The sequence below is a fragment of the Streptomyces sp. col6 genome (assembly GCF_008042035.1).
Classification (GTDB): domain Bacteria; phylum Actinomycetota; class Actinomycetes; order Streptomycetales; family Streptomycetaceae; genus Streptomyces.
Window position 1 is genome coordinate 1 of record NZ_RDBL01000020.1, and the last position, 6052, is coordinate 6052.

Here is a 6052-nt window from a genome sequence, read left to right on the forward strand (position 1 = left end):
GGCGGGGTCCGCCGCGCTGCCCAGGACCGAGGTCTCGGCGTGGACGACCAGGCGTTCCAGGGCGCGGCGTGCCGCCCGGGGCAGCGCGTTCCGTACGGTGCTGCGCGGCCTGGCCCCCGGCTCCCCGTTGCTCCCGGTCGCCGCACGCACGCTCGTCGGATGCGCCCTGGCCGGTTATGTCTGTTCGGCCGTGGGGGTCGGCCGTCCCTACTGGGCGATCGTCACCGCCGCCTCCCTCTACCAGGCCAACGTCACGCTCTCCTGGAACCGGACGCTCCAGCGCACCCTGGGCAACCTCATCGGTGTGCTGGTCTTCGCCGCCGTCCTGCCGGCCGCCCGGACCACCCCGCTCGCCCTCATCGGCTTCTGCCTCCTCTTCGGCTTCGCCGCCGAGGCGCTGATCACCCGCAACTACTGGCTCGGCTCCGTCGCCGTGACCCCGATGGCGCTGCTCGTCCTGGAGTACGCGGGCAGCCACCCGGCCGGTGAGCTGATCGGCGACCGGGTCCTGGACACCGTGATCGGCGCCGCCGTCGGCTTCCTCGCCGCCGTGCTCGTCACCAACCGCCGCGCCACCGGCCGCGTCGAGCGCGCGCTGGCCGCAGCCGAACGGGCCCGCGCCCACGCCGTGCAGACCCTCGCGGCGCCCGAGCCCGCACCCGCCGCTCTGGACGCGGCCCGCCGCCGGCTCACCGGCTCCCTGGTCGAGCTGCGCGAGGCGGACGACACCGCGGCGGGGGAGTGGTGGCAGCCCGCCCTGTCCCAGGAGGCGGTGCTCGCGGCCGAGCAGGCCGGACACCGTACGCTCGCGGCGACAGCGAAACGGCAGGGGCTGCTCGTCCCCGCCCAGGAGAACGGAGCGGTGTGACCGACGACATCGTCGCCTCGGTGGTCCGGCAGTGGCAGGCCGTGAACCCGGAACTCGACACCGGGCCCATGGAGCTCATCGGCCGGATCAACCGCTGCTCCGCCCTGCTCCAGCAGGCCGAGGACGCCCCGCTGCGGGCGGCCGGGCTGACCCGCCCCGAGTTCGACCTGCTGGGGGCCGTGCGCCGTACGGACCGTGAACTGACCCCCGGCGAACTCGCCAGGGAGACCTTCTCCTCCGGAGCCGCCGTCACCAAGCGCCTCAAGGTCCTCCAGGAGCGCGGCCTGATCGCCCGGCGCGGCGACGAGCGGGACCGCAGGGTCGCCTTCGTACGCCTCACCGACGAGGGCCGCGACCTGGTCGACGGACTGCTGCCCCGGCAGCTGGCGTACGAACGCGCGGTGCTCTCCGGGCTCGACGCCGCATCCCGCGACCGGCTCAGCGCCCAGCTCAGTGAGCTGCTGGTGCAGTTGGAAGGGCGCATCGGCGGCGCCCGCCGCTGAGGGGTCCGCCCCGCATCACTCGTACGAGCGTCTTCGCTCATATGTGCCCATGCATGGCCCCGTAGGGCGATTCTTCCTCATTCCTCCGCCCCGTCACTCCCCGCACACGCATGAAGGCGCTGCGTGCAAAAACTCGTGAGCGTACTACCGCGGAAGCGCTCGCGCAGGGGGTTGGAGGAATGTGTGAAAGCGCTGATTCGATCTGACTAAGCTCACGCACAGTGAAGCCGAGTTGAGATGAATTCGCGCGCTTGTTCCCTTCGTTCACACAAGCGCCGAATCTCCGGAATACAGCCCGAATCAACCGCCAGAGGTTCAGATGGCCCGTGTTGAATCACCGCAGGCCGGCCGGGAAGCCCCCGTCGCCCGCGCCCTGTTGCTTCCCGTCGTCGTGATGGCGGGCGCAACCGCCGCCGCGGCGGCGCTGGTTGCCGAGCCCGCGCGGATACCAGTCGTCTGGTGCGGAGCATTCGCCACCGTCGTGGTGGCCGCGCTCGCCGTGGAGATCTCCCGCCGCGGCCGGACGATCCGCCGCCGAAGCGCCGAGTACCAACAGCGCGTCACCGCCCTGGAGCGGCGCATCGCGGAGTACGACGAAGAGACCGTGCGCATCAGCAAGGAGCTGCTGCCCGCCGCCATCCACCGTCTGCGTGTGGGCAATTCGCCCGACGAGGTGCTGCGCGACGTGGTGGACTCCGACCCGGTCTACCGCCACCTCCCCGACTCCCAGCGCTCCCTCGTCTACACCGTCCTCGACATCATCGACAACGAGGAGGCGACCCGCGACTCCGCTCAGCGCGCCTTCGTCAACGTCGCCCGGCGCGTGCAGGCGATCGTCCACCGACAGGCCAGTGAGCTGCGAGAGATGGAGGAGCACCACGGGCGCAACCCCGACGTCTTCGACGACCTGCTCCGCATCGACCACGGCACCGCGCTGATCGGCCGGCTCGCCGACTCCATCGCGGTCCTCGGCGGCGCCCGCCCCAGCCGCCAGTGGCCCAAGCCCGTACCGCTGTTCAGCGTGCTGCGCGGTGCCATGTCGCGCATCCTGGAGTACCCGCGCGTCGATCTGCACTCGATCGCCAAGGTCGCCATCATCGGCACCGCCGTCGAACCGCTCATCCACGCCTGCGCCGAACTCCTCGACAACGCCACCCGCTACTCGCCGCCCCAGACCCGGGTGCACGTCACCGCGGTCGAGGTGCAGACGGGCATCGCCATCGAGATCGAGGACGGCGGCGTCAGCCTCAGTGAGGAGGCCCGCGCCCGCGCCGAGAACATGCTCGCCAGGGCCCAAGCCGGGTCCAGCATGAACGACCTCGGCGAGTCCCCGCGCCTCGGCATGGCCGTCGTCGGCCGCCTTGCGCGGATGTACGACCTCCAGGTCTCCCTGCGGCAGTCCGCGTACGGCGGCGTGCGCGCCGTGCTCATCGTGCCCCGCGCCATGATCACCACCGGTCCGGCGCCCGGCATCGCCCACGGAATCGGCGCCACCTCGCGGCCGACGAGCGACATCGACCTCGCCGACATGCAGCACGTCGTGCCGGCCCGCGGCAAGCGCCGCAAGCCCAGCCCCGTTGCCGCCCGCCCCGTGACCGGCCCGGTCGCCTCCGAGCCCCGTCCGGTCGCCCCGGCCGTCGCCATGGAGGACGACGTGCCCGTCGTGACCGAGTGGACCGCCGGCGGACTTCCGCAACGCCGCAGCCGGGGCCGCGCACCGCTGGGCTCGCACAACCTTCCCGCCCAGGCCGCCGACCCCATGGCCGGCCGCACCAACGGCCACGGCCACAGCTACGGGCCCGGCCAGGACAACAGCAAGGAACCGCCCCCCGGTATCTGGCTGGAGGCATTCACCAAGGCCGCCAACGGTGTGCCCCACGAGCCCAGGCCGGACGAAGACTCTGACGACGCGTGGGACAAGGGAGATCTGCAGTGATCCAGCAGCGGGGCAACATGGACTGGATGCTCAAGGAACTCGCCGACGACGTCCCGGACATCCACCAGATCGTGGTGCTCTCCGCGGACGGGCTGCGCATCGCCCGGCACGGCGGCGACCCCGATGTCGCCGACCGGCTCGCGGCGGCGTGCGCCGGTCTGCAGAGCCTGGCGGCGGCCGTCGCCTCCGAGATCCCGTACAGCGACGGCCGGATGAGGCTCGTCGTCATCGAGGTCACCGGCGGCTTCTTCTACCTGATGGCCGCGGGGGCCGGCGCCTACCTGGCGGTCCTGGCCGGGGAGACGGTGGACGCCGGACTCGTCGGTGCGCGGATGCGCGACATGGTCGTACGCATCGGCGGCCATCTCACGAGTCCGCCCCGCCACGACGGGCAGGCCGTATGAGTGCTCCCCGACGAGAACGCCGCAAGGCCGACCCGGCACTGAGCGACCCGGAGCGGCTCTACGTCATCACCGGCGATCCCGACGGCAGCGAGCGGGCAGCGCTCGACCTGGTCACGATGATTGTCTCGAAGTCCGAGCCGTCCCCCACGGTCCAGCCCGAGCAGGCCGTGATCCTGCGGCTCTGCCAGGCACCGTTATCCGTCGCGGAACTCTCCGCCTACCTCAGCCTGCCGTTCAGCGTGGTGACCTCGCTCCTCACCGAACTCCTCGCAACCGGACTGATCGAATCGCGCGCGCCCATCGTTCGCGCGACCCTCCCGGACCGGTCCCTCCTCGAAGCGGTGATGCATGGACTTCAGAAACTCTGACACGATCACGGGCCCCCGCAGCGAGGACGTCCTGCCCACCACGGCCACCGCCGCGGTGAAGGTCGTGATCGTCGGAGGGTTCGGGGTCGGCAAGACGACCATGGTCGGCTCGGTGAGCGAGATCCGGCCGCTGACCACCGAAGAGACGATGACGCAGGCCGGCGTCGGCGTGGACGACAACTTCGGGGTGGAGAGCAAGACCGCCACCACCGTCGCCATGGACTTCGGCCGGATCAGCATCAGTGAGGAGCTGATCCTCTACCTCTTCGGCACCCCCGGCCAGGAACGCTTCTGGTTCCTGTGGAACGGCCTGTTCGAAGGCGCGCTCGGCGCCGTCGTCCTCGTCGACACCCGCCGGCTCGAAGTCAGCTTCGACGTCATCGGACGCCTGGAGGAGCGCGGGGTGCCGTTCGTCGTCGCCATCAACACCTTCCCCGAGGCGCCCCACCACCCCGTCGAGGCGCTGCGCAGCGCCTCGACGGGGTGGTGGGGCGCCTCGGGGAAGGTGTTGATGACCCCTGGAGCGATCGTGACAAGCCCCTTCCCCTACGAGCACGGCCAGGTCCCGCCCCCCGAATGCCCGGCCCACGGCCTGGGCGTCGGCCCCGGCGGACTGCGCCGGCTCTACGGCCCCGAGGCCGAGCAGGACCCGCACGGCCTGTACGAGAAACTGCGTGCCGAACACGGCACGGTGGCGCCCGTCCTGCTGCACGGCGACGTACCCGCCTGGCTGGTCCTCGGCCACAGCGAGAACCTGCACATGACCCGTACGCCCTCGCAGTTCTCCCGGGACTCCCGGCGCTGGCGGGCCCTGCAGGACGGCAGCGTCGCGCCGGACCACCCGCTGGCCCCGATCTTCACCTGGCAGCCGATCTGCGTCTTCGCCGACGGCGCCACCCACGAGCGCCAGCGCGGTGCCGTCACCGACTCCATGGCCCGCATCGACACCCGCGGCGTGCGGCGCCACGTCAACCGGTACAGCAACCGCCTCGTCAACGGCTTCTGCCGCGAGGGCCGCACCGACCTCGTCGCCGACTTCGCCGAACGACTGCCCATGATGGTCATGTGCGCCATCCTCGGCATGCCGGAGGAGTACAACGACCGGATGGTCGAAGCCGCCCGCGACATGATCAAGGGCACCGCCACCGCCGTCCAGAGCAACGCCTACGTGGTGGGAGCGCTCACCCGCCTCGTCGAGCGCCGCCGCCGCGAACCCGCGGACGACTTCGCCACCTGGCTGGTCGAGCACCCCGCCGACATGAACGACCAGGAGGTGGCCGAGCACCTGCGGCTCATCCTCATCGCCTCCTACGAGGCCACCACCAACCTGATCGCCAACGTCCTGCGCATGGTCCTCACCGACCCGCGCTTCCGGGCCCGGCTCAGCGGCGGCCACATGACCGTCCCCGAGGCGGTCGAGCAGACCCTCTGGGACGAGCCCCCGTTCACCGCCGTCTTCGGCCGCTGGGCCGTCGGCGACACCGAACTGGGCGGCCAGCACATCAAGGCCGGTGACGCCCTGATCGTCGGTATCGCACCGGCCAACACCGACCCGGTGGTCCGCCCCGACCTGAACGCCAACATGGAGGGCAACCGCTCGCACCTCGCGTTCAGCGGCGGCCCCCACGAGTGCCCTGGACAGGACATCGGCCGCGCCATCGCGGACGTCGGCGTCGACGCCCTCCTGATGCGGCTGCCCGACCTCGAACTCGCGGTGGACGAGAGCCGACTGCGCTGGGTCGGCAACATCATGAGCCGTCACCTGGTCGAACTGCCCGCCGAGTTCGCCCCCCGCTCCCCGCAGGACGACCGGGAACCCCCGTCCATGGGCAGGCCCGGCGCGGCCCGCCAGGACTGGGAGGTCCAGTCCTGGCGGGCCGCGCCGGGCCTGCCCATGGACGGGGGTTCCCGGTCGTCCTGCGGGGAGCGGGGGGCGAACTCGGCGGGCAGTTCGACCAGGTGACGGCTCATGA

6 protein-coding genes and 1 pseudogene are annotated in these 6052 nt (G+C 71.6%); all 7 read left to right on the forward strand.

Features of this window, described 5'->3' with window-relative positions; genetic code table 11:
- A partial coding sequence (locus tag EAO73_RS25650) for an FUSC family protein (protein ID WP_224756446.1) occupies positions 1 to 868 on the forward strand: 868 nt, incomplete at its 5' end.
- Positions 865 to 1371: a MarR family winged helix-turn-helix transcriptional regulator gene (locus EAO73_RS25655; protein WP_147973952.1), complete on the forward strand. Its 507-nt coding sequence runs from the start codon at positions 865 to 867 to the stop codon at positions 1369 to 1371. The genes EAO73_RS25650 and EAO73_RS25655, both read left to right, overlap by 4 nt.
- 319 nt (positions 1372 to 1690) lie before the next feature.
- Positions 1691 to 3307 (forward strand): sensor histidine kinase, encoded by a 1617-nt coding sequence (locus EAO73_RS25660; RefSeq protein ID WP_147973953.1) that lies wholly within the window; start codon positions 1691 to 1693, stop codon positions 3305 to 3307.
- Positions 3304 to 3711, forward strand: a complete 408-nt coding sequence (locus EAO73_RS25665) for a roadblock/LC7 domain-containing protein (RefSeq protein WP_018519746.1) — start codon at positions 3304 to 3306, stop codon at positions 3709 to 3711. Before EAO73_RS25660 ends, EAO73_RS25665 begins: the two co-directional genes overlap by 4 nt.
- Positions 3708 to 4079: a DUF742 domain-containing protein gene (locus tag EAO73_RS25670; protein WP_147973954.1), complete on the forward strand. Its 372-nt coding sequence runs from the start codon at positions 3708 to 3710 to the stop codon at positions 4077 to 4079. Before EAO73_RS25665 ends, EAO73_RS25670 begins: the two co-directional genes overlap by 4 nt.
- Positions 4060 to 4503, forward strand: a pseudogene (locus EAO73_RS36725) (GTP-binding protein); the annotation flags it as partial. The gene EAO73_RS25670 and the pseudogene EAO73_RS36725, both read left to right, overlap by 20 nt.
- A 105-nt stretch (positions 4504 to 4608) precedes the next feature.
- A complete protein-coding gene (locus EAO73_RS25675; protein ID WP_412075250.1) occupies positions 4609 to 6042 on the forward strand; it encodes a cytochrome P450 in 1434 nt (477 codons plus the stop codon).
- Positions 6043 to 6052: the final 10 nt, after the last annotated feature.

Coding starts and splice junctions, on each gene's coding strand:
- EAO73_RS25660 (WP_147973953.1), top strand. CDS start 1,691: ATGGCCCGTGTTGAATCACCGCAGGCCGGCCGGGAAGCCCCCGTCGCC.
- EAO73_RS25670 (WP_147973954.1), top strand. CDS start 3,708: ATGAGTGCTCCCCGACGAGAACGCCGCAAGGCCGACCCGGCACTGAGC.